This window comes from Pseudomonas sp. S30_BP2TU TE3576, from assembly GCF_050436025.1.
Classification (GTDB): domain Bacteria; phylum Pseudomonadota; class Gammaproteobacteria; order Pseudomonadales; family Pseudomonadaceae; genus Aquipseudomonas.
On the sequence record NZ_JBNDLK010000001.1, the window covers coordinates 1,558,876 to 1,581,982 of the forward strand.

A 23,107-nucleotide genomic window follows, 5' to 3' on the forward strand; every position below is an offset into this window, starting at 1 on the left:
TCTACCTGTTCAGACGGCGGCAATAACTGGGTCATGTTTGAATCGACACCATAGCGGTGGCAAATCCTCCGGGAGTGGCCGGTACTCACCGATCTCCGACCAGCCTCCGGGGCCATGAAAATCACTGCCGGCGCTGACCAGCAGACCGAACTCGCGGGCCAGAATGGCCAGGCTGCCCACTTGCTCGGCAGGCTGATAACCATTGACCACTTCGATGGCGTGGCCCCCTGCTTGAATATAGTCGGCAATCAGGCGACGTCGCTTGCTGCGCGTGAATTCGTAGTGCCAGGGATGTGCCAGGCTGACCCAGGCCTGGGCCGCGCGCAGGGTCTCGACGGTTTCTTCCAGGGTCGGCCAGTGTTGCTTGACGTCGCCCAGCTTGCCGGCGCCCAGCCATTTGCGGAACGCCTCGGCGCGATCCTTGACGAAACCTTCACGCACCATCCAGTCGGCGAAATGCGGGCGGGCCGGCGCGTTGCCGCTGTCGCCCAGTTCCTGCTGGATCTTGCGGGCGCCTTCAAGCGCCCCCGGCATGCCTTTCAACGCCAGTTTGCGGCTGATTTCCTCGGAGCGCAGCCAACGGCCATCATGCAATTTGGCGATGGCCTCGACCAGCGGCGCGGCATTCACCTCAAAACCGTAGCCCAATACATGAATGGTCGCGCCGCCCCAGGTGCAGGACAATTCGACGCCGTTGACCAGTTGCATCCCCAGCGCGGCGGCCGCGTGCCGGGCCTCGTCGAGGCCTTCAAGGGTGTCATGATCGGTCAAGGCCAGGACCCGCACGCCTTTCTCGAACGCCCGCGCCACCAGAACCGCAGGCGCCAGGGCGCCATCGGAGGCCGTGCTATGGCAGTGCAAATCAACATTCACAGGGCTTTGTAACCTCAAATCAGCTGGCGCTATCGCGCGCCCATATGTTTGTTATTATGCCGCCACATCCTGCTTCTGGCTGCCACTGTGAAACAATTCATCGATTTCATCCCGCTTCTGCTGTTTTTCATCGTCTTCAAAACCGATCCACGGGTCGTCGACGTCGCCGGCCATGAGGTCACTGTAGGCGGTATTTACAGCGCCACCGCGATGCTGATCGTCAGTTCCCTGGTGGTCTACGGCACACTGTTCATCAAGCAGCGCAAGCTGGAGAAGAGCCAGTGGCTGACCCTGATCGCCTGCCTGGTCTTCGGCAGCCTGACCCTGGCGTTCCACAGCGAGACGTTCCTCAAGTGGAAAGCCCCGGTGGTCAACTGGCTGTTCGCCCTGGCATTCATTGGCAGCCACTTCGTCGGTGACAGCCTGCTGATCAAACGCATCATGGGCCATGCGTTGACGCTGCCTGACGCAGTCTGGACGCGCCTGAACATCGCCTGGATCGCCTTTTTCCTGTTTTGCGGTGCCGCCAACCTGTTTGTCGCGTTCACCTTCCAGAGCTACTGGGTCGACTTCAAGGTCTTCGGCAGCCTGGGCATGACTTTGCTGTTCCTGGTCGGCCAGGGCATCTACCTGTCCCGCCATTTGCACGACGCCGACACCACTACGCCAAAAACCGAGGACTGACATGCTTTACGCAATCATTGCCACAGACGTCGCCAACTCCCTGGAAGCCCGCCTGGCCGCACGACCTGCGCACCTTGAGCGCCTGCAAGTACTCAAGGGCGAAGGCCGCATCGTCCTGGCCGGCCCACACCCGGCGGTCGACAGCAATGATCCGGGCGCGGCGGGTTTCACAGGCAGCCTGATCGTCGCCGAGTTCGATTCCCTGAGCGCCGCCCAGGCCTGGGCCGACGCTGATCCGTACATCGCCGCAGGCGTCTACGCCAACGTTCTGGTCAAGCCGTTCAAGCAAGTCCTGCCGTAACTTTCTTCTCGCAATTGCCCCCACGCGATGAACCTTGTCGGTTCATCGCGTTCCCAATCGCTCATTATTCTCGTTTGTCGGCCGACAACCTGCCCAATACTCGTATTGGAATCAGGAGTCGTGATGCGCAAGGGTCCGTTGTGTCTGATGTTGTTCACGTTGTCGATCGTGGCGCCCGCCCACGGTGAAGAGAGCGCCAATGGTGGTGGTTCGACGCCGCTGTCCCTGAGCGCCGGCAGCCAGATCACCGAATTGCAGCAACGCTTGAAAGATAGCGAACGGCAACGGGAAGAACTGAACAAACAGTTGCAAACTGCCGATAGCGAACGCGAAAGCCCGCTGCTGGCCCGGCTGCGCCAGGAGAACCAGCGTTTGAAGCTGCAACTCAAGGAAGCCCAGGCCAGCAGTCCGCTGCCACGCCTGCTGACCGACCAGCAACAATGGTTTGTCATTGGCGCCGGGGTAGCGCTATTGGCTCTGCTCTGCGGTATCTTCGCCAGTGGAGCAAGTCGAAAACGTCGACAATGGCTAAATTGAGTGAGTCATGAGCGAGCTGTTACTTATTGATGATGACCAGGAGCTGTGTGAGCTCCTGAGCAGTTGGCTGAGCCAGGAAGGGTTTCAGGTACGTGCCTGTCACGATGGCCAGAGCGCACGCCGGGCGCTGGCCGAAACCGCTCCGGCGGCCGTGGTGCTGGATGTAATGTTGCCCGATGGCAGCGGCCTGGAACTGCTCAAACAGTTGCGCAGTGATCACCCGGATTTGCCGGTGCTGATGCTCTCGGCCAGGGGCGAACCACTGGACCGTATCCTTGGCCTGGAACTTGGCGCCGACGATTACCTGGCCAAACCCTGCGATCCACGGGAACTGACTGCCCGCCTGCGCGCCGTCCTGCGCCGTAGCCACCCGGCAGCGGTGTCCAGCCAGATTGAACTGGGCGACCTGTGTTTCAGCCCGGTGCGCGGGGTGGTCAGCATCGACGAACAGGAATTCACCCTCACTGTCTCCGAAAGCCGCCTGCTGGAAGCCCTGCTCAAACAGCCCGGCGCCCCCCTGGACAAACAGGAACTGGCGCAGATCGCCCTCGGCCGCAAGCTGACCCTGTATGACCGCAGCCTGGACATGCACGTCAGCAACCTGCGCAAGAAGATCGGCCCACACCCCGATGGCCGACCGCGCATCGTGGCCCTGCGCAGCCGCGGCTATTACTACAGCCTCTGAACCCTGACGACATGCAGCTCCAACAGGGGGATCGGGAGTTTTGTCAGGTCGGCGGGAAATCGTCTTTACCCAAGCTTTACCCTCCGCTGACCGCCGCTGACCTTGATCTGCGTAATCTGTACTCATCCGGAACGTACCGGGAACGAGACAAGGAGATACACCATGCGCAAGACTCTTATCGCTCTGATGTTCGCTGCTGCCCTGCCGACCGTTGCCATGGCCATGCCTGAAGGCACAGGCCCGATGGATGGGCCGATGGACGGTTCGCGCCATGGCGGTCAGATGCACTGCATGCACGGCAAAGGCCCTTACAGTCAACTGGACCTGAGCCGCGAACAGCGCGAGCAGATCCGCAAGATCATGGGCGAGCAGATGCACGAGCGTAAGCAACTGGTCGAGAAGTACCTGGAAAAACTTTCGCCAGCCGACCAGAAAGCCATGAAAGACGAAATGGCCGCCAAGCACCAGAAAGCCGAAGCCGATGTGCGTGCGGTGCTGAAACCGGATCAACAGAAGAAATTCGACGAGATCCAGAAAAAACAGGCCGAACGTCGCGCCGAGTGGGCCGAGTTCAAAGCCTGGAAAGCGCAGCAAGCGCAAAAAACGCAATAATGCGTTAACCCCGGACCCAATGGCTCTTCACCGTTGGGTCTGATGTTTTTGACCCAATGTGGGAGCGGGCTTGTGTGGCGAGGGGGCTTGCCCCCGTTGGGTCGCGAAGCGGCCCCGGCATCTCAACGTTAAACCGCATGTAACGGGTTTACGACTGCTTCGCAGCCGAACGGGGGCAAGCCCCCTCGCCACAAGCCCGCTCCCACATGGATTGGTGCTGACCTGAGGATTTTCCGTGCGTTCATTGTTCTGGCGTATCCTGGCCAGCTTCTGGCTGGCCATTGCTCTGGTTGCAGGGCTTTCCATCCTGCTCGGGCACATGCTCAACCAGGACGCATGGATTCTCAGCCGCCACCCGGGCCTCAACACGCTGGCCGAACAGTGGACGCAAACCTACGAAAGTCAGGGCGAAGACGCCGCTCAAGACATTCTCCAGCAACGCAAACGCCAGTATCACATCGACGTTCAGGTGCTTAACGAAAGCGGCGATCCGGTGGTTCGCGGCACCTTCCCCAGACGTGCGGCGGCCTTTGAGGCGCGTCAGAACAATGATGACCGACGCTTGCCATGGCGGCGTCTGACCGATGAATTCACCAGCGAAAAAACCGGCGATACCTACCTGTTCATCTACCGCATCCCGCACCCGGAACTGGACGCCTGGCACCGCGAGAGCCTGCTCTGGCCACTCAGTGCGCTGGGGATCGCCCTGGTGGTGCTGACCCTGTTCAGCCTGCTGGTGACCTTTTCCATCACTCGCCCGCTCAGCCGTCTGCGCGGAGCGGTGCATGACCTGGGACAAACCACGTATCAACAGAACAGCCTGGTCAAGCTGGCCAACCGTCGCGATGAGTTTGGCGTTCTGGCCAATGACTTCAACCGCATGGGTGCGCGCCTGCAGAGTCTGATTGGCAGCCAGCGGCAACTGCTGCGCGATGTCTCCCACGAACTGCGCTCACCTCTGGCCCGTCTGCGTATCGCGCTGGCGCTCGCCGAACGGGCCGGCCCGCAGGAACGGGAACAGCTATGGCCGCGCCTGACCCGGGAATGCGACCGACTGGAAGCGCTGATCAGCGAAATCCTGGTGTTGGCGCGGGTCGACTCCGATAACGCCAGTGCGGAAGAGGTGGATCTGAATGCCTTGCTCAACACCCTGCAAAAAGATGCGCAACTCGGTTCACCCGAGCATCTCGTGCACCTCGAAGCCGAATCGCAACTGAATCTGAAGGGCTGGCCAACCATGATCGAACGGGCCGTCGACAACTTGCTGCGCAATGCCCAGCGCTTCAATCCGGTGGATGGCCTGCCGATCGAATTGCAGGCGCTGCGTCAGGGTGAGCGGATCGTCGTGACCGTGCGCGATCACGGGCCAGGGGTCAGTGCCGAATATCTGGGCCAACTCGGTGAGCCGTTCTATCGGGCGCCGGGGCAGACAGCGGCAGGACACGGCCTGGGCCTGGCCATCGCCCGGCGAGCGGCGGAGCGACATGGCGGCTGCCTGGTGCTGGCCAATCACCCTGAAGGCGGGTTCATCGCCAGCCTGGAATTACCCTTGGTGCCGGGGGCTGTCGTACAACCCTGAGGCTGTCCCCCCCAACTATCTGAATGACACAGATCTACTGTGGGAGCGAGCTTGCTCGCGATGGCGGTTTTTCAGTCACTTCAATGTTAAATGTACTGCCGCTATCGCGAGCAAGCTCGCTCCCACAGGGTCTGCGGTGTCAGACCTTCCCGGGCCAGGCGCTGACAAACTCGGCCAGGTCGACCTTCTCGGCCACTCGCGGTTCTTTCTGCGGTGTACCGAGGTACAGGAAAGCAATCACCTCTTCCCCTTCCGCCAAGCCCAACCCCTTGGCCACATGCGGCGAGTAAGCCAGGTCACCGGTACGCCACACCGCACCAATGCCCTGCGCATACGCCGCCAGCAAAATCCCGTGGGCCGCACAGCCAGCCGCCAGCAACTGCTCGGACTTCGGATACTTGGCGTGCTCCTGCAACCGCGCAATCACCACCACCACCAACGGCGCCCGCAGCGGATTATTGCGCGCCTTGTCGATGGCCGCTTCGCTGACTTCACTGTCCGAAAGCTTCGCCGCTTCGGCCAGCAACTCGCCCATTTGCTCGCGCGCCGCGCCTTCCACCGTCAGGAAGCGCCACGGCTGCAAGTGACCGTGGTCCGGGGCGCGCATGGCGGCGCCGAACAACACCTCGCGCTGCTCGGCAGTGGGTGCAGGATCAATCAGTCGTGGAACGGAAACACGGTTGAGCAAAGCGTCGAGAGCCTGCATCGGCTACCTCCTGAAAAATTCGTGCGGCTATTCTAGCTGCAACTGCCGCAGCAGTGCCGGTTTACATGCCCTGTCTCGCGGGTAGAATGGCGCCCTTTCCACTATCAGCCGAGCGGACCTCATGGCGTTGCCGACCTTACGGATCATTGGTTTCATCATCGGCATCTTCCTGATCACGCTGGCGATCTCCATGGTCATACCCATGGCCACGCTGGTCATTTTCGACCGCACCAGCGACCTGCCGTCGTTCCTCTGGGCCAGTATGATCACCTTTGTCGCCGGTTTGGCGCTGGTGATTCCCGGGCGCCCCGAACACATTCATCTGCGCCCCCGGGACATGTACCTGCTGACCGTCAGCAGTTGGCTGGTGGTGTGCATCTTCGCCGCACTGCCGTTCCTGCTGACCCAACACATCAGCTACACCGACTCGTTCTTCGAAAGCATGTCCGGCATCACCGCCACTGGCGCAACCGTACTCAGTGGCCTGGACACCATGTCCCCCGGCATCCTGATGTGGCGCTCCCTGCTGCACTGGCTGGGTGGCATTGGCTTTATCGGTATGGCGGTGGCGATTCTGCCGCTGTTGCGCATCGGTGGCATGCGGCTGTTCCAGACCGAATCGTCGGACCGCTCGGAAAAAGTCATGCCCCGCTCGCACATGGTGGCGCGCCTGATCGTGGCGGCCTACGTCGGTATTACCATTGTCGGCAGCCTGGCGTTCTGGTGGGCCGGGATGAGCCTGTTCGACGCGATTAACCACGCGATGTCGGCGATTTCCACCGGCGGCTTCTCTACCTCCGACCAGTCTTTGGCCAAGTGGCCGCAACCGGCGGTGCATTGGGTCGCGATCGTCATCATGATTCTCGGTGCCCTGCCGTTCACCCTGTATGTCGCCACGTTGCGTGGTAACCGCCGGGCGCTGATCAAGGATGAACAGGTTCAAGGCCTGCTCGGCATGCTGCTGGTGACCTGGCTGGTACTCGGCACCTGGTATTGGTGGACTACCCAGCTGCATTGGCTGGAGGCGTTGCGGCATGTGGCGCTGAACGTGACGTCGGTAGTGACCACCACCGGTTTTGCACTGGGGGACTACAGCCTGTGGGGCAATTTCTCGCTGATGCTGTTCTTCTATCTGGGGTTTGTCGGCGGTTGTTCCGGCTCGACCGCGGGCGGCATCAAGATTTTCCGCTTCCAGGTGGCTTATATCCTGCTCAAGGCCAACCTTAACCAGCTGATACACCCGCGCGCGGTGATCAAGCAGAAGTACAACGGTCACCGCCTTGACGAAGAAATCGTGCGTTCAATCCTGACCTTTTCGTTCTTCTTTGCGATCACCATCTGCGTGATTGCGCTGCTGCTGTCGCTACTTGGCGTGGACTGGATGACCGCCCTGACCGGCGCGGCCAGTACCGTGTCCGGCGTGGGTCCGGGACTGGGCGAGACCATTGGCCCGGCGGGCAACTTCGCCACCCTGCCGGATGCCGCCAAGTGGATTCTGTCGTTCGGCATGCTGCTGGGCCGACTGGAGATCATTACGGTGTTTGTGCTGTGTATTCCGGCATTTTGGCGTCATTGACCGCTTCAGGTGCTTGCATCAGCCGCATCCGGTACTCGCCGGGTGTGGCGTCGAACCAGCGTCGGAAAGCACGGAAGAAGTTGCTCGGATCGGCAAACCCCAGCAGGTAGGCGATTTCCAGCAATGTCATGCTCGGTTGCGCCAGATACTGCTCGGCCAGCTCGCGCCGGGTATCGTCCAGCAGCGCCTGAAAACTTGTGCCCTCTTCCTGCAAGCGCCGCTGCAAGGTGCGCTGGGACAGATGCAGCGTCTGCGCCACGGTATCGCGCTTGGGCTCGCCCTGGGGCAACAGGCGGCACAATACCTGCCGCGCCTTGTGGGTCACGCGGCTTTCGGAAAAGCGCGCCAAATACTCGCCGGCAAAGCGGTCATGCAGCAACGCCATCGCCTCGTTGGCCGTCGGCAAGGGCGCTTCCATGTCTGAACGCTCGAAAATCAGCGCATCGTAAGGTGCATTGAACAGCAGCGGTGCATGAAAGGCTTGCTGATAGGGTTCCAGGTTGGCCGGCTCGGTGCCTTGGAACAACACTCTGCGTGGTTGCAACGTACGCCCGGTCAACCAGCCGCACAGTGCCAAGGCACAAGCCAGCGAAGCTTCGGCGCTTTGCCGGGTCGGCGGCAGATGATCGCCATGCACCGTCAGAATCAGCGCGTAGCCTTCTTCCAGCAGTTTGAAACTCAGGTCGGCACTTTCGGCGATGATCCGCTGATAGCGCACCAGCCGCTGGAAACCTTCGGCCAGGGTCTGGCTGGACATCAAGGCGTAACCGGTCACATGAAACTGCGCAGGTCGCACCACCTTGCCCATGTTCAGGCCGATGGCCGGATTACCGGACAGCTCGACCGCACGCTGCCACAGCCGTGTCATGGAATCTTGCGGAAAGCGTGCATCAGGATCATCCAGTGCCGCGTAGTCGAGCCCCAGCTGCTTGAACAGAACCCGGCAATCCAGGCCGTCCATCTCCAGAGCTTTGACAATCCCCATCGCCCAGCTTGCAGAAGTCGTTCGTTCACTCATGGCGTTTTCTTACATGGTGAGCCGCATGCTACGGCTATTGACCGAAGGATACTAAAGTGGCGCCTATTGTCAGTGGCTGATGCCATTGATCACTCTAGACTCAAATAAGCTACCCGCAGAACAACTTGCAGTCAGAACAATAACCACAGAGATAGCAGTCGTGGAAAACGTCAAACGATTCAACAGCTTCGCTGAGTTCTACCCGTATTACCTCAGCGAACACCGCAACAATACCTGCCGACGCTTGCACTTTATCGGCACGACGCTGGTCATTCTCATTCTGGCACTGACCATTGGTCGCGGGGCATGGATGCTGTTGTGGGCCCTGCCTTTGGCGGGTTACAGCTTTGCCTGGGTCGGGCATTTCTTCTTCGAGAAGAACCGTCCGGCGACGTTCCAACACCCCTTCTATAGCTTGCTCGGTGACTTTGTCATGTACCGGGACATGGTTCTGGGGCGCGTTCCGTTCTAGCTGACATCAGTCACAAGAGAGTTGCCTATGAATGCCAATGCCCGCTTCACCCACATGAAGGACGGCACGCAGGAAGACTGGGCGATCATCGCTGCGGACTTCAGTGCCTACGCGCGACAATTGCCGGCACGGATTGCCGCGCACCTGAAATTACTGGAGGGTGATTTCGGCGGTTTCCCGGTGGATCGCCTGACCCACTCCCTGCAAACCGCCACCCGCGCCTGGCGCGATGGCCGCGACGAAGAATACGTGGTCTGCGCCCTGCTCCACGATATCGGCGACACGCTGGGCTCCTACAATCACCCGGACATCGCGGCGGCGATCCTCAAGCCGTTCGTCAGCGCCGAAAACTTGTGGATGGTGGAAAAGCACGGGATTTTCCAGGGCTACTATTTCTTTCATCACCTGGGCATGGATCGGCATCTGCGTGAGCAGTTCCAGGACCACCCGCAGTACCAGGCGACCGTCGAGTTCTGCGCCAGGTACGATGCGGCGGCGTTTGATCCGGCGTACGACACGTTGCCGTTGAGCTTCTTCGAACCGATGATGCAGCGGTTGTTTGCGCACCCCAGGAACTCGATTTACAAGGTGGCGATGGAAGAACACGCGCCGGCCTGACAGATCCAGCGGGACCGCTTCGCGTTCCATTCGCGAGCAAGCCCGCTCCCACAGGGTTATCTGGCGACCACAAGTTTTGTGCTCACCTTCGCCCACTGTGGGAGCGGGCTTGCCCGCGAAGAGGCCTGCCCAGGCACTGCACAACTAACAGATCAAGCCAGCTCTGCAACCTTGGCCGCCTTCAACTGCGCCTCCCGCGCCTGGGCATCCGCCAGGCGATACAACTCGATCGACCCATCCCAGTGCTCGATCAGCGCCGTGCACGACTCCACCCAGTCGCCGCAATTGAGGTAGTCCACCTCGCCGACCTTGCGAATCTCGGCATGGTGAATGTGTCCGCACACCACGCCGTGCAGCTCGCGCTTGACGCATTCGTGAGCGATGGCTTCTTCGAAATCGCTGATGAAGCTGACTGCAGTTTTCACTTTGTGCTTGAGATAGGCCGACAGCGACCAATAGCCGTAGCCATATCGCGCGCGCCAGTGATTGAGCCAACGGTTGAGGGTCAGGGTGAATTCGTAGGCCGAGTCACCGAGAAAGGCCAGCCAGCGATGGTAACGGGTGATCACATCGAACTGGTCGCCGTGAATCACCAGTAAATGCCGGCCGTCGGCGGTGACGTGGACGGCTTCGTCCACCAACTGGATATTGCCCAGAATCAGCTTCGAATAGCGGCGCAGGAATTCGTCGTGGTTGCCGGTGACGTAGATCACCTCGGTGCCACGCTTGCTCATGGTCAACAGGCGACGGATCACGTTGGTATGCGTTTGCGGCCAGTACATGCCGCCGCGCAGTTTCCAGCCGTCGATGATGTCACCGACCAGGTAGATTCTGTCCGCGTGATAGCTCTTGAGAAACTGCGACAGGTGTTCAGCCTGGCAATCCCGGGTGCCCAAATGCACGTCGGAAATCCATAAAGTCCGTACGCGTTGCTTACGGGTGGGTTTGGCAAGCTCGGCGCTGGTCATGGGCAACCCTCTGGCAAGTTTTGCCAAGTCTGCCCCGGCCCGGTTAATGGTGCATGACAGCGTCAAGTCAGTCCTGTGACAGCGCTTGCAGGCTCGCTCGGTGTAGACTGACACCCTGAACCGGGAGACCTGCGATGAGACCGATCCTCACGCTCCGCCAATACAGCCACGACCTGATCGTCCACAGCCACGACCACGCGCAATTAGTGTTCGGGCTTTCGGGCGCCTTGGATTTCGAGGTCGACGGCCGTGGTAGCCAGGTGGTCCAGCAGAGTTTCGTGGTGGTGCCCTCCGGAGCGCATCACGCGTGTGGCAGCGCCAACGGCAGCCGCTGCCTGGTGCTGGATGTACCCAGCGAACAATGGGTTGCCCAGTCGTTGGGCGATCACGCCGAATCCAGCCGACGCTTGCTCGACAACGCCGGTCGCCTGCCCCTGGACGCCGGGCAAAACCAATTGGTCAGTTGGCTGGCGAACAGTCCGGTCGATGATCCGCTGATCGCACAACAAGGCGCGGTGCTGCTGCTGGCCAGTCTCAACAACGCCAGGCCCGACATCGTCGGCGGTCGGCGCCTTCCTTACGCCGCGCTGAACGCACACATCGATCAGTACGCGGCGTACCCGCTGCAGGTGGCCGACCTGGCCCGTGTGGCCGGCCTCTCCAGCGCCCGTTTGCATGCCCGATTCGTGGCCGAATGCGGGCAGACGCCGATGGACTACATCCGCAGCCGACGCCTGCATATTGCCGTAGGCTTGCTGCGCAACTCGGCGCTGCCCATCGGCGAGATTGCCAGCCGCGTCGGCTACAGCTCCCAGAGCGCCTTTGCGGCGGCGGTGCTGCGCGAGTTCGGGGCATCGCCCGGAAAGCTGCGGCGCGAGGCTGACGACAAAAAACGCTAGTTTGCCGACAGACTTGACGGACGATTACGCGCTTCAATGAGGCTTCTGTTCGTTTGTCATCAAGGATTGCAATGACTCCCCGTACCGCCCTTGGCGCCTTGCATATCGGCGCATTGATGTTCGGCCTGACCGGCGTGTTCGGCAAACTGGCTGCCGCATCACCGGCGATCATCGTTTTCGGCCGTGCCGCTTTCGCCGTGCTCGCGCTAGGTTTTTTTGCACGGTTCGCCAGCCAGACGCGCTGGCAGAAACTCGAGCCCGCGGACTGGCATCGACTGCTGCTCAGCGGCTTGTTGCTGGCCGGACACTGGGTGAGTTTCTTCATTGCGGTAAAAGTCGCAGGCGTGGCGATTGCGACGCTCGGTTTTGCCAGTTTCCCGGCATTTACCGTGATCCTTGAAGGGCTGATCTTCCGCGAGCGCATTCGCACCAATGAAATTGTGCTGGTGCTGCTGGTGAGTGTCGGCCTGGTGCTGGTCACGCCTGATTTTGATCTGGCCAGCGGCGCCACCACCGGCCTGCTGTGGGCCGTGGGTTCCGGGTTGTTGTTCGCCCTGCTGTCACTGACCAACCGTGCCAGCTCCGGGCGCGTCCCGCCCGTGCAGGCAGCGCTGTGTCAGAACGTGGTGGTTGCCCTGTGCCTGCTGCCGGTGGCGGCGCCGCAATTGAGCGAAGTACGCGCCATCGACTGGCTGTGGATCGGCCTGCTCGGTGTGTTCTGTACCGGTGTCGCCCACAGCCTGTTCGTCGCCAGCCTGGCGGTGATCAAGGCACGCACCGCCGCTGTGGTGTTCGCCCTGGAGCCGGTCTATGGCATCACCGTCGCCTGGCTGCTGTTCAATGAAAACCCGACCTTGCGCATGTTGCTCGGGGGCGCGCTGATCATTGTGGCGATTGTGGTGTCCAGCCGGTTCTCAGGTGGTTCCAGCAAGAAAGCCGTTGCTGCGGAGGCTGCTTCTCACTGAGTGCGGTCGTTGTGCCCCAGGTCGCGGTCCGGGTCGATCCGGTCGCGGACCCGCTGCTTGAGCACTTTAGCCTCAGGGAAGCCACCGTCTGCCTTGCGCTCCCAGATCTGCACGGTGTCACAGGAGATATGAAAGACCCCGCCAGTGCCCGGCACCAGGGAGACTTTGCCCAGGTCATCACCAAAGGTGCTGAGCAGCTCCTGGGCCAGCCAGGCCGCACGCAACAGCCACTGGCATTGCGTGCAATAGGTGATGACGATTTCCGGTTTGCTGACGGTCATGATGGGACGTAACTCCAGAGTTTGACGACGCCGCTATGATAGCCCGGCCGGTGGCTGCCGGGACGGCGGAGCGGGTTGCGCCTCTAACTCGAACGCCGGCTCGATCATGGCAAGAGCAACCGACTGCTTGTTTTCGTTTGGGCTGATCACGTCCCAGCTCGACGCCATGGACAGCTCCTCCAGGTTGAGCTGGTACTCATCGTCAGTGGCGGATTCGCCGGACATCGCCAAACCCGGAACCACCGCCACGGCAGCAACGACTGGGTTGGAACGACCGCTATCGACCCACTCAAGTCCCTCGTTGGCTGGCACCCCGTCGCAATGCACAGTGGGCGGTTGCATGACAGGAGGCCATATCACTGGCTCGGTAAAGAGCTCAGCCAACGGCTCATGCTGCGACGGCAGAGCCACTGGCGTTGTGGCCAGATGCTGCCGGCGCCAGCGGCGAACAAACCAGCCCAGCGCCATCAGCGCTGACACACCGGCAATCGGCAGCCAGCCAATCCCGGGATTTTCAGCAATGGCGGGGGCTGGCGCCACCGCGTCAGAAACAATGGGTTGCGCCTTTACCTTCTTGAGCTCCGCCAGTTGGGTTTGCAGCTCGGTCAACTGCTTTTTCTGGTCGGTGATCAGCTCATCCTGGCCTTGAAGCTTCGCGTTGAGCTCATCGACAGTGGTTTGCAACGAATGGTTTTGCAGGGCGCTGGTGGCCAGTTGTTCGACAGCGGGATCAACCACGGGTACGTCCGCTTCCGGTGTCGCCTTTGCCACGGGTGACGGCGAAACGACCGGTTGAATACTGGGGAATCCAGACGCCGGAGTACTGGAAACCGCTTCATCGGCGGCGGGAACAATACCCGGCGAACCCGGCGGATCGATCAGTACCGTGTACTCGCGCAATAACCGACCGTTGGGCTGATTAAGCTGCACGAGAAAATTCAGGAACGGTTCACTGACCGGTTTGCTGGAGGTCACCTGGATCAAGGAGCGATTACCGCGCAGCACCGGGGTGAATTTCAGATTATTGAGGAAAAATACCCGGTCGATCCCGGCACGGCTGAACTCGTCTGCCGTTGCCAGGTTCACCGACAGCTCGTTCTCTTCCAGGCCAGCCGCATCCACCAGCGCGATTTCGGCACGCAGCGGTTGATTCAGCGCCGAATGCAGGGTGATTTCACCCAGGCCCAACGCAGGTGCCCACGCCGAATAAGTGACAGCGGCCCCGGCCAGCAACCACTGAGAACAACCACGCAAAACCAATCGCCAACACTTGAGCATGAGCATCCTTGAGATCTACAGAAACTACCCGTACGCGTTCGTACATCCGTTACGAACACGATATTGCCGAGTAGTTCTTATAGTCTGCCTGATGCGGTATCTCTAAAACCTGGCGTTCGGTTATGCCTCAAGATTTTTCAAGATTGGCCAGGATGTGCCCGTGAACCCGCATGCACACCTTCAAATCCGCCTCATCGACGCCTTCGAACAGCTCGTGACGCAGTTGCGTGGCAATGGTTTCAATTTGTTCGATCAGGGGACGGGCCGGCGTGCAGAGAACGATTTTCTTCGCCCGACGGTCTTCCAGCACTGCCTGGCGTTGCACCAGGCCCTGGCTTTCCAGGCTGTCCAGCAAACGGGCCAGGGTCGGGCCTTCGACGCCGACGCTTTGTGCCAGCTCGCGTTGGGTCGGTGCTTCCTCGAAACGCGCCAGGTGCAGCAGCACCAGCCAGCGTGCCTGGGACAAGCCCATGCCCGCCAGTCGGCGGTCCAGTTCGGCACGCCAGCCGCGGGACATCTGGGCCAATTGCATGCCAAAGCGGTGTTGATCGGTTAACGGCATAAAACACTCATGATCAGACTGAAATAAATAAAAACTAATTATTAGTCAGCTAAGCATGCGCCTCAACTTGAGGCAAGGCTTGATCTTTAGTGAATCGTTACATCAGCAATACCGATGTCTCAAATTTCGAATTCGGATTGCAAGGCGGCCCGAACGCAGTACAACACCCCTTCCGGTACCCGGCCCGCAAACAGCGCGGCGATCTCGGAAACCGGCGGCAACTCGCCTTCGCCGTCAAGGAAGGCGTCCTGGACTTCACCCATCAGGTCTTCAGGCAGATCCAGCGCCTGCTCCAGCGACAATTGCTGCTTGCCGATCGCTTCGGCCAGCATGGTGTAGACGTTCTTTTCCGAGCACTGCAACTGACCGGCGATCTGCACCGGCGTCATACCGGCCCGCGCCAGAGTGATCAGTTCGTGACGCACGTCGGCCACCGCTTTCGGCGCCTCGACCTGGCCGCCGAGCACTTCGAGGAAGGCCTCGCCATAACGCTCCAGCTTGCGCGCGCCGACGCCGCTGACCATGGCCATTTCCGCCAGCGAGGTCGGCTGGCTGCGGAGCATCTCCAGCAAGGTCGAGTCGGGGAAGATGACGTACGGCGGCACGCCATGTTCTTCGGCGAGCTTGCGACGCAGGGCGCGCAAGGCTTCCCACTGTTCGCGCTCCTCGCCACGAACCAGTTGGCTCGCCTGGCTCTTGCTGCTTTTCGCCACCGCTTGCGCCTTGAGGTCGCGGCGCAGTTCCAAAGTCACTTCGCCCTTGAGCAACGGCCGGCAACTGTCGCTCAGGCGCAAGCCGCCGTAGCCTTCAAGGTCGATGTCGGCCAGACCTCGGGCCACCAGTTGGCGGAACAACGAGCGCCATTCGCCCTCCGCCATCGCCTTGCCGACACCAAACACCGACAGATGCTGATGGCCGAAGCTGCGGACCTTTTCGTTGTCCTTGCCGAGCAACACATCCACCAGATGCCCGACGCCATAGCGCTGACCGGTGCGGAAGATCGCCGACAGCGCCTGACGCGCAGGTTCGGTGGCATCCCAGGTTTGCACGCCGTCGACGCAGTTGTCGCAATGACCGCAAGGCTCGGGCATGTCTTCGTCGAAGTAGGCCAGCAGCGTTTGCCGACGGCAGCGGGTTTCTTCGCAGAGCGAAAGCATGGCGTCGAGCTTGTGTTGCTCCAGGCGTTTGTGGCGCTCGTCGCCTTCGGAGTTCTGCAGCATCTGCTTGAGCATCACCACATCTTGCAGGCCGTAGGCCATCCAGGCATCTGCCGGCAAGCCGTCACGGCCGCCGCGACCGGTTTCCTGGTAATAGGCCTCAAGGGATTTCGGCAGATCGAGGTGGGCGACGAAACGCACGTTGGGCTTGTCGATGCCCATGCCGAACGCAACGGTGGCGACCATGATCAGGCCTTCCTCATTGAGGAAGCGTTTCTGATGGTAGGCACGCAGATCGTTGGGCAGGCCGGCATGGTACGGCAGCGCCGGGAAGCCTTGCGCGCTGAGAAACGCTGCGACTTCCTCGACTTTCTTGCGCGACAGGCAATACACAATGCCCGCATCGCTACGGCGCTCGGCAAGGAACGCCAGCAACTGCTTGCGCGGCTGTTCCTTGGGCACGATGCGATAAAAAATGTTCGGTCGGTCGAAGCTCGACAGGAAGCGCTCAGCGTCTTGCAGGTGCAAGCGGCTGACGATTTCTTCCCGGGTGCGCTTGTCGGCCGTGGCGGTCAGGGCGATGCGTGGCACGTCGGGGAACATTTCCGCCAACTGCCCCAGTTGCAGGTATTCCGGGCGGAAATCATGCCCCCATTGCGACACGCAGTGTGCTTCGTCGATGGCGAACAGGGCGATGTTCAGCCCCTGCAGGAAGGACAGCATACGCGGCTGGACCAGTCGTTCCGGTGCCAGATAGAGCATTTTCACTTCACCGCGACGGATGCGGGCAGCGAGGTCGCGCTGTTGCTCGGCGCTGAGGGTGGAGTTCAATGCGGCCGCCGCGACGCCCAGCTCTTCGAGGGTGGCGACCTGGTCGTCCATCAGGGCGATCAGCGGCGAAACCACCACGGCCAGGCCTTCGCGCAACAGCGCCGGCACCTGGAAACACAGGGATTTGCCGCCACCGGTAGGCATCAGAACCAGGGCATCGCCGCCGCTGGCCACGCGCTCAATGATTGCACCCTGACGGCCACGAAAACTGTCGTAGCCGAAGATGTCCTTGAGGACGCGTTGAGCCTGTTCGAGCATAGAAACTCCAAAAATCACCGAAACATCCCTGCAAGGCTGGTTCAGAACCACCAACGCTGCACTGACAAATCGTAAGTGCGCATTGCATGACGCTTCACATTTCAGCCGTGACGCCCGCAGGGCAATCACAAAACGCGCGAGTATACCCGAGCCCCGTCCGGCAAAGGGCACCGCTGATAAGACTCACACAATCGGACTGTGGGAGCGGGCTTGCTCGCGAAGAGGGAGTGTCAGTCGACGTTAATGCAGCCTGGCACACCGCCTTCGCGAGCAAGCCCGCTCCCACAAAGGTGCAAATATGCCGTGCGGCTGGCCCAAGCGCTCAAGAAGGCCTAGAATTCCCGCATCGAACATTCCCCAAGGTAGCCCTTTAATGTCCTTCGCTGAGCAACTAACCCGCCTGCAAGTCTTCCTCGACGCCGACGAACTGCATGACGAGGCGCTGGACTACGTGGCCGCCCACGGCTACCTCACTGCGCTGTCGATCTGTTCCGAAGCGGTCCCGGAACGTGAATGGATCGACGCACTCTTCGCCGAGGAGCCGCATTACAGCAGCGAAGCCCAGCGCGAAGAGATCGAAGCCACGCTGATCGGCCTCAAAGCCCACATCGCCCGCCAACTGGCCTCCGACGAGGAGTTCGAGCTGCCGTGCGACCTGGACCTGGGCGACGACCCGGACGATTCCGAACTGCGCGGCTGGTGCATCGGATTCATGGAAGGCGTGTTCCTGCGCGAAGAAGCCTGGTTCGAAACCGCCGAAGACGAAGTCAGCGAAATGCTGCTGCCGATCATGGTCGGTTCGGGCCTGTTCGACGAGCAACCGGAGTTCTCCGACATTGCCGCCGATGCCAACCTGATGGACGACATGATCGTACAGATCCCGGAAGCCCTGACCGCACTGTATCTGCTGTGCAACGCGCCAGACGAAAAACCGGCGATTCTCAAGCCACGTCACCACTAAGGTTCTGCCTATGGACAACCCCATAGGCAACCGCCCCCTGATGTTGCGCTACGTGCTGCTGGCCTTCGGCTGGCTGAGCGTAGCGCTGGGGGTGATCGGGATTTTCCTGCCGGTATTGCCCACCACCCCTTTCCTGCTGCTGGCGGCCGCCTGCTTCGCCCGCAGTTCGCCGCGCTTTTATCAATGGCTGGTGGAACATCCACGGCTTGACCCGTGGATTCGTGACTACCTCGATGGCAACGGCATTCCGCTCAAAGGCAAGGTCTACGCCATCGGCCTGATGTGGGCGAGTATCCTGTTCTCCTGCTACCTGGTGCCGCAGCCCTGGGCCCGGGGTTTCATGTTGACCAGTGCGGTGCTGGTGACGATCTATATCCTGCGCCAGAAAACCCTGCGCAAATCCTGAAGCTTCCCGGGGCCATTGTGGCGAGGGGGCTTGCCCCCGTTCGGCTGCGCAGCAGTCGCAAAACAGGTGAACGCGGTGTACCTGGGATATCTGGATTGAATGGTTTGGGGTCGCTTCGCAACCCAACGGGGGCAAGCCCCCTCGCCACAAAAAGCTCAGTGAGCGTCCTTCGCCCGACGACCTGCCCTCCCCCTGCAAAAACTCCACCTAAACTTCAAAAACCTAAACTCGAGCAGCCAGACATGGCCCGCAGTCTGCGTCGTCCAGGATGGCCAACGCTCCGACTTCGGCTCGGCGGGTGGTTGCTGCTGGCAGGTTTGCTACTGAGCGTATTCAACGGGGTCCGGGCCGACTGGGATTTTGCGCTGATTCTGCAAACCGTTGAAAATCGCTACGGCCCTCTTGGACTGGCGCGAGGCCGGCTCGAGGCATGGAGTCAAATGCTGCAGAGCACACGCGGCGTCCCTGAACGAGAGCAGCTCAACGCGGTGAACCGCTTCTTCAACCAGCAGCTGAATTTCCAGGACGACACGCGCATCTGGCAACAGAGCGATTACTGGGCCACGCCCGTCGAAGCCCTGATCAAGGGCGCCGCCGACTGCGAGGACTACGCCCTGGCAAAATACTTCAGCCTGCGCCGGCTCGGCCTTCCCAGCGAGAAACTGCGCATCACCTACGTCAAGGCCCTGAGCCAGAACCAGGCGCACATGGTGCTGACGTTCTACAGTACCCCCACGGCTGACCCACTGGTGCTGGACAATCTGATCGGCGTGATCCGCCCCGCATCCCAACGCAAAGACTTGCTGCCGGTGTACGCCTTCAACGCCGAAGGCCTGTACCTGCCGGGCAAGAACGGCGGCCAGCGCAGCAGTGACTCGAAAAAACTGTCGCGCTGGCAGGACGTGTTGAAAAAGATGCAGGCAGAAGGGTTCGACATCGGCGACGGTTAGCCGCCACGGCAAGGAGCGATGTATGACACTGCGTAAACAGTTGTTCCTGGCCATCTGCCTGTTTCTGCTGGTGGCGTTCAGCGGCAGTTTTTTTGCCAGCCTGGAAAGCTCCCGCGAGCAAACGCTCAGTCAGCTGCGCGCTCACGCCCAGGATGCAGCCACCGCGCTGGGGTTGTCGCTGACGGCACAGGTCGATGACCCGGCAATGATGGAGCTGCTGGTCAGTTCGATTTTCGACAGCGGCTATTTCAGCAGTATCCGCGTCATCAGTCTCAAGGATCAGCAGACGCTGGTGGAACGCAGCACACCGACGCAAATCGACGGTGTGCCTGACTGGTTCGTCAACCTGGTCGACCTGCGCCCGGAAGGTGGCGACGCCTTGATCATGCGCGGCTGGGAGCAACTGGCACGGGTCGAAGTGCTGAGCGATCCGCAGTTTGCCCTGGCCAGGCTCTGGGACAGCACCCTCGGCAGCCTGATCTGGTTGCTGCTGTGCGGGCTGTTCAGCGCGGTGTTTGGAGGATGGGTGCTGCGCAGGCAATTTCGCCCACTCGACAGCATGGTCCGACAAGCTGAGGCCATCAGTAAACGCGAATTTCTCAGCCTGCCGCAATTGCCACGTACACCGGAATTGAAACGGGTGGTACTGGCGATGAACCAGATGGTCGAGAAGCTCAAGGCGCTGTTCGTCGAAGAGGCTGCGCGCAGCGAAAAGCTGCGGGCCGAATCCTATCTGGACAGCCTCACTGGTCTGGCCAACCGACGCCTGCTCGACGAGCAACTGGCCGACTATTTACGGGAGTGCGAACAGAGTCGCGATGGCCATTTGTTGATGTTGCGGATCAACGACTTGAATGGCCTCAACCAACGTCTGGGTGGCCAACGGACTGACGCGCTTATCAGCGCCACGGGCGAATTGCTCAAGCGTTTGACTCAATTGCCGGAGCGTCGCACCTGGCTGGCGGCACGCAATCGGGGTGGCGAATTCAGCCTGCTGACACCGGGTCTGGACGCTGAAAATGCCGCGCGCCTGGCCGCCGATGTCAGCGCCAGCCTGGAGAACCTGCGCCTGACCGGTACCAGCGATTGCATGCCCGTTGCCCATCTGGGCGTTGTCGCCTACCGTCCCGGTGAGCCGATCGGCAACGTACTCCTGCGCCTTGATCAGGCGTTGACCGAGTCCCGGCAGCATCCCGAGCGACCATGGGTTTGTTTGAGCCATCGAGACACGGCGCCGAATCACTCCCAGCACGACTGGCGCACCTGGATCGACGATGCCTTGACCGAAGGCAAAATGCAGTTGTACTTCCAGCCCGTCGTGCAATGCGCCGACACCCGCCAGGTGCTGCATCACAAAGTCCTCGCACGCCTGCTCGACCCACAGGGCGAGGCGATTGCCGCCGGGCATTTCCTGCCGTGGATCGAGCGTCTCGGCTGGTCGGCACGCTTTGATATGGCGATGCTCGAAGCCACGCTGGACGACCTGGTGGTCAACCGCAGGCCCTTGGCACTGAGCCTGTCCGGCAGCGCCCTGGGCGATCCAGTGCAGCGACGGATAATCCTCGACCTGCTCGACTCCCTCCCGGAACTGGCGCCGCTGCTGACCCTGGAAATCGACGAGCGTCAACTGCCGTCTCCCGAAGTGCTGCAAAACTTGAGCAGCACATTGCTCAAGACCGGTTATCGCATCGGCCTGCAACACTTCGGCGGGCGCTTCAGCCAGATCGGCAACCTCACCCAATTGGGTTTGGCGTACCTGAAAATCGATGGGGCGTACATTCGCGCCATTGACGAACAGCCTGACAAACGGCTGTTCATCGACGCGATCTTTCGCGCGACCCACAGCATTGATTTGCCGCTGATTGCAGAGCAAGTAGAAACCCGAGGAGAGTTGGAGGAGATCAGGTCACTGGGGGTATTTGGCGTAATGGGGCGATTGATCGGACCACCGCAACCGATGTGAAGTATTTGGGGATGCCCCAATCAACGGAGCCATCCCCAATCGGGTTTAGCCCGAAAAGTGACGGTTCTGCTTGTATCCGGGCCGTCATGATGCCGCCTCTTAAAATTAATACATTCAAAAGAAAAAACACAACTTTAAAAAGACATGCACATAAACACCACTGTCAAAAATACTAGTAAAACCAGAACAAATCGCAATAAGAAAACATCTTTCCATGCCAGTAACGCCATCGACTTTCAAAAAACAACAAACACCTAGCAATTATGACAGTAGCCACCCGTAACATTTCGAGCCCTAATTGACTTCGTTTCCCTCAACAGTAAATGGAGTTATCAATATGACCAGCAAAGCACCTTACATCTCGAAACTTTCCTCGGACAAACTGATTAAAAACACGCCTGTAACTTTCGACGAAATTCGCGATTCCAGCGATAATCTCGTTGACGAAAACACCACCACATACGATAAAACCCTGAAGTTCATTGGCACGTCCGAGCGAAATACCGCGCTCAGCTTACGCGAAGGCAAGATCAGATACATTGATATGACCAGCGATGCTTCGGGTATCTGGCGCGAGGAGTTCACGCTCTCAGACTTCAAGCGCTACACAATTTACGCTATCGAAGATCTCCCGCCGCAGAATCGCTCCCGGGATAAAACCTTTGTCCTGGCGACCGAAACACCCATTATCAATCTCGTCACCGGCAAGGACGGTGAAATCAAAGACGGCGACACCTACGACGGCGACTGGGTAGACATCATCGGCAATGCGCCCCCCAACGTTGAAGTCGAAGCCTTCAATGGCGAAACGACAACGGGCAAGAAAGCATTGGTTGATGCTGACGGGCTGTTCAAACTGACCCTGAATGAGCTGAAAACAGGGCAATACCGCATCAAGATCAAAGCACCGAACAACAAAGAATCCACTGTGTTCATGTTTACAGTGGCCGCGGACATGCCGCTGAGTCTTGATGCTGTGCTGGACGACACCGGGAGTAGCGTAGATGAGGGCGCTACCACCATCCAAACGACCCTGACCATCAAAGGCAAGGCACGGAAAAATGGTGAGCTGACATTGCTGGGTGGGCCGGCGCCAGCGACAGTGACCGCGAAAGATTCCGGAGACTGGGAGCACACATTCCGTAATTTGCCTGTGGCGCACTACAGCCTGACCGCTCGAACAAACTATACCCCTGTGGAAACGACTGCCCCGCGGACCTTCACCGTGATACAGGACGTCGAACTCAGCCTTGACAATGTTCTTGAATCCGAAGAGGGCCCCGATGTCCCCGAAGGCGGCACCACCTACAAAGACCTGTTGATCATCAAGGGTCATGCCAGCCCCGGCAAGAGCATTCAGTTACTCAATAGTGGCACTCCAATAGAAGATGCCACCGTAACAACCGACCCCGAAGATGGCACCTGGACAATTGCGCTGAACGTATCCGAAGGTGAATACAGCCTTAGCGCAAAAGCCAACTATGGCGAGGGTGCCGTCACCGCCCCATACACCTTTAAGGTGGAGTCGACCATCAGGCCGCACAGCACCCGTATCTACGATTCAAACGGCCTGATCGAGGATAACGGCAGCACCGCGCAAAACTATGTTTTTGTCAGGGGCGTTGCTGCACCGTTGGAAGCGATCAAACTCAAGATCAACGGAGTCAATGATGAAAAGGAAGAATACACAAATGATAAGGGAGACTGGGTCAAGCTCGTCTCTCAACTGATCCCAGGAACCCAGTATGCGATCAGCGCGGTCGCCCAGTACGGTAATAACGCAGAGTCTAATACATGGACCATTACCGTTGCGCCGGCCAAGGAGTCCACTGCGCGTTAATTAAAACTGAGTGCAAGCAACAGAAAAAAACCGCTCAATGCGGTTTTTTTCTTTTAAATCAATGTACACCAGATACTCATGACACAAGCCATTGCAGCCCGACAGGCTTCCAATGCCTCCGTCAGCT

At 60.0% G+C, this 23,107-nt stretch carries 24 protein-coding genes; 16 read left to right on the forward strand and 8 right to left on the reverse strand.

Going from position 1 to position 23,107, the window contains the following annotated elements; genetic code table 11:
- Nucleotides 1-9: 9 nt before the first annotated feature.
- On the reverse strand, nucleotides 10-873 hold the full coding sequence (locus ABIA48_RS07110) for a PHP domain-containing protein (protein WP_277535662.1): 864 nt from the start codon (nucleotides 871-873) through the stop codon (nucleotides 10-12).
- Between the two features lie 87 nt (nucleotides 874-960).
- On the opposite strand from ABIA48_RS07110, the gene ABIA48_RS07115 reads away from it, so the two are divergent.
- From ABIA48_RS07115 to ABIA48_RS07140, 6 genes are all read left to right on the forward strand, one after another.
- Nucleotides 961-1,557, forward strand: a complete 597-nt coding sequence (locus ABIA48_RS07115; RefSeq protein WP_204932480.1) for a septation protein A — start codon at nucleotides 961-963, stop codon at nucleotides 1,555-1,557.
- Nucleotide 1,558: 1 nt separating this feature from the next.
- Nucleotides 1,559-1,858 carry a YciI family protein gene (locus tag ABIA48_RS07120; RefSeq protein WP_007984134.1) on the forward strand — a complete coding sequence of 100 codons (300 nt, stop codon included), beginning with the start codon at nucleotides 1,559-1,561 and terminating at the stop codon, nucleotides 1,856-1,858.
- A gap of 123 nt (nucleotides 1,859-1,981) precedes the next feature.
- Entirely contained in the window at nucleotides 1,982-2,395 is a 414-nt protein-coding gene (locus ABIA48_RS07125) for a translation initiation factor 2 (RefSeq protein WP_310063708.1), read from the forward strand.
- Nucleotides 2,396-2,402: 7 nt separating this feature from the next.
- Entirely contained in the window at nucleotides 2,403-3,080 is a 678-nt protein-coding gene (locus ABIA48_RS07130) for a response regulator transcription factor (RefSeq protein ID WP_429487523.1), read from the forward strand.
- Nucleotides 3,081-3,242: 162 nt separating this feature from the next.
- The gene (locus ABIA48_RS07135) at nucleotides 3,243-3,692 is read left to right on the forward strand and encodes a Spy/CpxP family protein refolding chaperone (protein WP_429487524.1); all 450 of its coding nucleotides are present in this window, start codon (nucleotides 3,243-3,245) and stop codon (nucleotides 3,690-3,692) included.
- A gap of 235 nt (nucleotides 3,693-3,927) precedes the next feature.
- Nucleotides 3,928-5,271, forward strand: a complete 1,344-nt coding sequence (locus ABIA48_RS07140) for an ATP-binding protein (RefSeq protein ID WP_429487525.1) — start codon at nucleotides 3,928-3,930, stop codon at nucleotides 5,269-5,271.
- Between the two features lie 139 nt (nucleotides 5,272-5,410).
- Here the strand turns inward: ABIA48_RS07140 and ABIA48_RS07145 are convergent, their stop codons facing one another.
- Entirely contained in the window at nucleotides 5,411-5,977 is a 567-nt protein-coding gene (locus ABIA48_RS07145) for an NAD(P)H nitroreductase (RefSeq protein ID WP_429487526.1), read from the reverse strand.
- Between the two features lie 121 nt (nucleotides 5,978-6,098).
- Here ABIA48_RS07145 and ABIA48_RS07150 point away from each other — a divergent pair, with 121 nt between their 5' ends.
- On the forward strand, nucleotides 6,099-7,553 hold the full coding sequence (locus ABIA48_RS07150) for a TrkH family potassium uptake protein (RefSeq protein WP_277535650.1): 1,455 nt from the start codon (nucleotides 6,099-6,101) through the stop codon (nucleotides 7,551-7,553).
- Here ABIA48_RS07150 and ABIA48_RS07155 read toward each other — a convergent pair.
- Entirely contained in the window at nucleotides 7,510-8,571 is a 1,062-nt protein-coding gene (locus tag ABIA48_RS07155; RefSeq protein ID WP_429487528.1) for an AraC family transcriptional regulator, read from the reverse strand. The two genes, ABIA48_RS07150 and ABIA48_RS07155, sit on opposite strands and share 44 nt — an antisense overlap.
- A gap of 160 nt (nucleotides 8,572-8,731) precedes the next feature.
- Between ABIA48_RS07155 and ABIA48_RS07160 the strand changes: the two genes are divergently transcribed.
- The gene (locus ABIA48_RS07160; RefSeq protein WP_429487530.1) at nucleotides 8,732-9,043 is read left to right on the forward strand and encodes an Mpo1-like protein; all 312 of its coding nucleotides are present in this window, start codon (nucleotides 8,732-8,734) and stop codon (nucleotides 9,041-9,043) included.
- Between the two features lie 27 nt (nucleotides 9,044-9,070).
- Nucleotides 9,071-9,661 (forward strand): HD domain-containing protein, encoded by a 591-nt coding sequence (locus ABIA48_RS07165; protein ID WP_429487532.1) that lies wholly within the window; start codon nucleotides 9,071-9,073, stop codon nucleotides 9,659-9,661.
- A gap of 152 nt (nucleotides 9,662-9,813) precedes the next feature.
- Here ABIA48_RS07165 and ABIA48_RS07170 read toward each other — a convergent pair whose 3' ends face one another.
- Nucleotides 9,814-10,629 carry a UDP-2,3-diacylglucosamine diphosphatase gene (locus ABIA48_RS07170; RefSeq protein WP_429487534.1) on the reverse strand — a complete coding sequence of 272 codons (816 nt, stop codon included), beginning with the start codon at nucleotides 10,627-10,629 and terminating at the stop codon, nucleotides 9,814-9,816.
- 134 nt (nucleotides 10,630-10,763) lie between these two features.
- Between ABIA48_RS07170 and ABIA48_RS07175 the strand changes: the two genes are divergently transcribed.
- Nucleotides 10,764-11,528 carry an AraC family transcriptional regulator gene (locus ABIA48_RS07175; protein ID WP_429487536.1) on the forward strand — a complete coding sequence of 255 codons (765 nt, stop codon included), beginning with the start codon at nucleotides 10,764-10,766 and terminating at the stop codon, nucleotides 11,526-11,528.
- Between the two features lie 71 nt (nucleotides 11,529-11,599).
- On the forward strand, nucleotides 11,600-12,493 hold the full coding sequence (locus ABIA48_RS07180; RefSeq protein WP_429487538.1) for a DMT family transporter: 894 nt from the start codon (nucleotides 11,600-11,602) through the stop codon (nucleotides 12,491-12,493).
- Here the strand turns inward: ABIA48_RS07180 and ABIA48_RS07185 are convergent.
- From ABIA48_RS07185 to recQ, 4 genes are all read right to left on the reverse strand, one after another.
- Complete coding sequence (locus tag ABIA48_RS07185; protein ID WP_310063690.1) at nucleotides 12,487-12,774, reverse strand: SelT/SelW/SelH family protein; 288 nt, start codon at nucleotides 12,772-12,774, stop codon at nucleotides 12,487-12,489. The two genes, ABIA48_RS07180 and ABIA48_RS07185, sit on opposite strands and share 7 nt — an antisense overlap.
- A 33-nt stretch (nucleotides 12,775-12,807) precedes the next feature.
- Nucleotides 12,808-14,052, reverse strand: coding sequence for a type IV pilus assembly protein FimV (locus tag ABIA48_RS07190; protein ID WP_429487540.1), 1,245 nt, complete (start codon nucleotides 14,050-14,052; stop codon nucleotides 12,808-12,810).
- Between the two features lie 127 nt (nucleotides 14,053-14,179).
- Nucleotides 14,180-14,614, reverse strand: coding sequence for a MarR family transcriptional regulator (locus ABIA48_RS07195; protein WP_429487542.1), 435 nt, complete (start codon nucleotides 14,612-14,614; stop codon nucleotides 14,180-14,182).
- 119 nt (nucleotides 14,615-14,733) lie between these two features.
- Complete coding sequence (gene recQ, locus ABIA48_RS07200; protein WP_310063684.1) at nucleotides 14,734-16,860, reverse strand: DNA helicase RecQ; 2,127 nt, start codon at nucleotides 16,858-16,860, stop codon at nucleotides 14,734-14,736.
- 373 nt (nucleotides 16,861-17,233) lie between these two features.
- Between recQ and ABIA48_RS07205 the strand changes: the two genes are divergently transcribed.
- The 5 genes from ABIA48_RS07205 to ABIA48_RS07225 all read left to right on the forward strand — a co-directional run bounded on the left by ABIA48_RS07205 (nucleotide 17,234) and on the right by ABIA48_RS07225 (nucleotide 22,980).
- Nucleotides 17,234-17,821, forward strand: coding sequence for a YecA family protein (locus tag ABIA48_RS07205; protein ID WP_207263409.1), 588 nt, complete (start codon nucleotides 17,234-17,236; stop codon nucleotides 17,819-17,821).
- Between the two features lie 10 nt (nucleotides 17,822-17,831).
- Nucleotides 17,832-18,227 carry a YbaN family protein gene (locus ABIA48_RS07210; protein ID WP_429487545.1) on the forward strand — a complete coding sequence of 132 codons (396 nt, stop codon included), beginning with the start codon at nucleotides 17,832-17,834 and terminating at the stop codon, nucleotides 18,225-18,227.
- 242 nt (nucleotides 18,228-18,469) lie between these two features.
- On the forward strand, nucleotides 18,470-19,177 hold the full coding sequence (lapG, locus tag ABIA48_RS07215; protein ID WP_429487547.1) for a cysteine protease LapG: 708 nt from the start codon (nucleotides 18,470-18,472) through the stop codon (nucleotides 19,175-19,177).
- Nucleotides 19,178-19,199: 22 nt separating this feature from the next.
- Entirely contained in the window at nucleotides 19,200-21,140 is a 1,941-nt protein-coding gene (gene lapD, locus ABIA48_RS07220; protein WP_429487549.1) for a cyclic di-GMP receptor LapD, read from the forward strand.
- Nucleotides 21,141-21,477: 337 nt separating this feature from the next.
- Entirely contained in the window at nucleotides 21,478-22,980 is a 1,503-nt protein-coding gene (locus tag ABIA48_RS07225) for a carboxypeptidase-like regulatory domain-containing protein (RefSeq protein ID WP_429487551.1), read from the forward strand.
- Nucleotides 22,981-23,107 lie beyond the last annotated feature (127 nt).

Coding starts and splice junctions, on each gene's coding strand:
- ABIA48_RS07120 (WP_007984134.1), top strand. CDS start 1,559: ATGCTTTACGCAATCATTGCCACAGACGTCGCCAACTCCCTGGAAGCC.
- ABIA48_RS07125 (WP_310063708.1), top strand. CDS start 1,982: ATGCGCAAGGGTCCGTTGTGTCTGATGTTGTTCACGTTGTCGATCGTG.
- ABIA48_RS07130 (WP_429487523.1), top strand. CDS start 2,403: ATGAGCGAGCTGTTACTTATTGATGATGACCAGGAGCTGTGTGAGCTC.
- ABIA48_RS07135 (WP_429487524.1), top strand. CDS start 3,243: ATGCGCAAGACTCTTATCGCTCTGATGTTCGCTGCTGCCCTGCCGACC.
- ABIA48_RS07145 (WP_429487526.1), bottom strand. CDS start 5,977: ATGCAGGCTCTCGACGCTTTGCTCAACCGTGTTTCCGTTCCACGACTG.
- ABIA48_RS07150 (WP_277535650.1), top strand. CDS start 6,099: ATGGCGTTGCCGACCTTACGGATCATTGGTTTCATCATCGGCATCTTC.
- ABIA48_RS07155 (WP_429487528.1), bottom strand. CDS start 8,571: ATGAGTGAACGAACGACTTCTGCAAGCTGGGCGATGGGGATTGTCAAA.
- ABIA48_RS07165 (WP_429487532.1), top strand. CDS start 9,071: ATGAATGCCAATGCCCGCTTCACCCACATGAAGGACGGCACGCAGGAA.
- ABIA48_RS07170 (WP_429487534.1), bottom strand. CDS start 10,629: ATGACCAGCGCCGAGCTTGCCAAACCCACCCGTAAGCAACGCGTACGG.
- ABIA48_RS07175 (WP_429487536.1), top strand. CDS start 10,764: ATGAGACCGATCCTCACGCTCCGCCAATACAGCCACGACCTGATCGTC.
- ABIA48_RS07180 (WP_429487538.1), top strand. CDS start 11,600: ATGACTCCCCGTACCGCCCTTGGCGCCTTGCATATCGGCGCATTGATG.
- ABIA48_RS07185 (WP_310063690.1), bottom strand. CDS start 12,774: ATGACCGTCAGCAAACCGGAAATCGTCATCACCTATTGCACGCAATGC.
- ABIA48_RS07190 (WP_429487540.1), bottom strand. CDS start 14,052: ATGCTCAAGTGTTGGCGATTGGTTTTGCGTGGTTGTTCTCAGTGGTTG.
- ABIA48_RS07195 (WP_429487542.1), bottom strand. CDS start 14,614: ATGCCGTTAACCGATCAACACCGCTTTGGCATGCAATTGGCCCAGATG.
- recQ (WP_310063684.1), bottom strand. CDS start 16,860: ATGCTCGAACAGGCTCAACGCGTCCTCAAGGACATCTTCGGCTACGAC.
- ABIA48_RS07205 (WP_207263409.1), top strand. CDS start 17,234: ATGTCCTTCGCTGAGCAACTAACCCGCCTGCAAGTCTTCCTCGACGCC.
- ABIA48_RS07210 (WP_429487545.1), top strand. CDS start 17,832: ATGGACAACCCCATAGGCAACCGCCCCCTGATGTTGCGCTACGTGCTG.
- lapG (WP_429487547.1), top strand. CDS start 18,470: ATGGCCCGCAGTCTGCGTCGTCCAGGATGGCCAACGCTCCGACTTCGG.
- lapD (WP_429487549.1), top strand. CDS start 19,200: ATGACACTGCGTAAACAGTTGTTCCTGGCCATCTGCCTGTTTCTGCTG.
- ABIA48_RS07225 (WP_429487551.1), top strand. CDS start 21,478: ATGACCAGCAAAGCACCTTACATCTCGAAACTTTCCTCGGACAAACTG.